The 1,784-nt window shown below is 68.6% G+C and carries 3 protein-coding genes; all 3 read left to right on the forward strand.

Annotated elements, in window-relative coordinates; genetic code table 11:
- Positions 1-561, forward strand: a 561-nt coding sequence (locus AC1D12_RS32515) for a YncE family protein (RefSeq protein WP_477845261.1), incomplete at its 5' end; no start/stop codon positions are given.
- Between the two features lie 16 nt (positions 562-577).
- Positions 578-1,198, forward strand: a complete 621-nt coding sequence (locus tag AC1D12_RS32520; protein WP_477845262.1) for a DUF6928 family protein — start codon at positions 578-580, stop codon at positions 1,196-1,198.
- A 29-nt stretch (positions 1,199-1,227) separates the two neighbouring features.
- A partial coding sequence (locus AC1D12_RS32525) for a TetR/AcrR family transcriptional regulator (protein ID WP_477845263.1) occupies positions 1,228-1,784 on the forward strand: 557 nt, incomplete at its 3' end.

Genomic DNA, 1,784 nt, shown 5'->3' on the forward strand with positions numbered 1-1,784 from the left:
GACGTCGTCCGCGCGAACTGGCTGACGCTCGACCGCACCACCGGCACGCTGTACATCTCGACGAACCGCCAGGCCGACAACACGCTGCTGGCCTACAAGAACGCCGCCACGCTGAGCGGCACGCCGACGCCGGACCGCAACCAGGCGTTCAACGGGCTCCTGCAGCCGACCTTCGACTTCACGCGCGGCATCATCTACGCCGGCCAGGCCCGGCTCGCCCTCGCGACCGGCCAGCAGATCACCACGCTGCCGGCCTTGCCGGCGGGCGGCACCTCGGCCGCCATCGATTCGCAGCGCGACGTGCTCTACCTCGCCAACTCGACCGACAACACGCTGCGCGTCATCACGCAGGCGAGCACCGCCAATGCCACGCTCGTCGCGACACTGCCGGTGCCCGGCATCCAGTACGTGACGGTGGATCCGGCGAACAACCGCCTGTACGCGAGCGTCGTCGCAACCGCGTACGTGTTCGAGAACGCCAGCACGATCAGCGGCGATGCCGCCAACGCCACGACGATCAGCTCGGCGGGCTCGACGCTGGGCGGCGTGGCGTTCCGCTGAGAGGCGAAGGCAGCGCATGGGCGCAAAGACATGGATGCTGGCGATCCTGGAGACCGACGCGCGCGCGGTGCTGGCCGAGCGGCCGGTGCTGGACCGCGCCGCCACGGATCTGCTGGCACAGGCGCTGTTTCCGCAAGAGCCGCTGGAGGCGCTGAGCGACGCCGATCTCGCCTCCACCAACCCGCCTGACGAGCAGCTGCTGATCGGCTGCTTTCCCGGCGTCACGATCGTGTCGGCGCACGAGTTCGCGATCGATCGCCCGAGTGAGCTGCCGCAGCGCTTCCTGCAGGCGGCCGGCTCGCGCACCGTGGTGCTGCATGCGATGCACAGCGTGGTCGACTGGTTCGCGTTCGCCGTCTGGCGCGGCGGCAAGCTCGAACGCTCGCTGAGCCTGACGCCCGACGACGGCATCCTCGAGAACATCGGGCCGAAGATGGCGTTCGAGCTGCCGTTCTGGAACGGCGAACACCCGGTGGACGTCGACGACGGCGAGCCGCCCTACCCCTTTCCGTTCCATCCGCTCGAGCTGGGCGAGGCGGCGCTCGCCGAGTTCTTCGGCTACCAGCTCGAAGGCATCTTCGACGCGACGCTGGAAGCGCCCGAATCGGTGCCGCTGATGCGCTACCTGCGCCGTTGAATGAATATTCGCTCGGCTATGATCACCCCGTGAAGCTCAAGGATGACGACAAGCTGCGGGCCATCGCGCAGGCGACGTTCACGCTGGTCGAGCAGACCGGCCTGAGTGGCCTGACGATGGCGGCGATCGCGCGCGAGGCCGGCATCGCCACCGGCACGCTGTATGTCTACTTCGCGTCGAAGGAAGAGCTGATGGTCGCGCTCTACGAGCAGGCCAAGACCGAGACCACCGCCAGCCTGCTGCAGGGCGACGACCCGGGCGCGCCGCTGCGCAGCCGCTTCGAGCACCTGTGGCACAACTGGCTCGATCGCCGGCTGACGCACTATGCGCAGATGGTGTTCATCGAGCAGTACTACAACTCGCCGTGGTTCAGCGACGCGAGCCGCAGCCTGTCGGCACGCCTGAGCCAGGGCTGGATGGCCGTGTTCGAGGCCGCGAAATCGCAGCAGATCGTGAAGGACGTGCCGACGCCGATGCTGATCGGCAGCTTCGCCGGCTCGGTGCGCGAGACGGCCAACCTGCTGCGCGCCGGCACGCTGGCGGACAGCAACGCCACCCGCGCGACGGCCTTCGGGCTGTGCTGGGA

This window comes from Rhizobacter sp. P1_G5, from assembly GCF_056405435.1.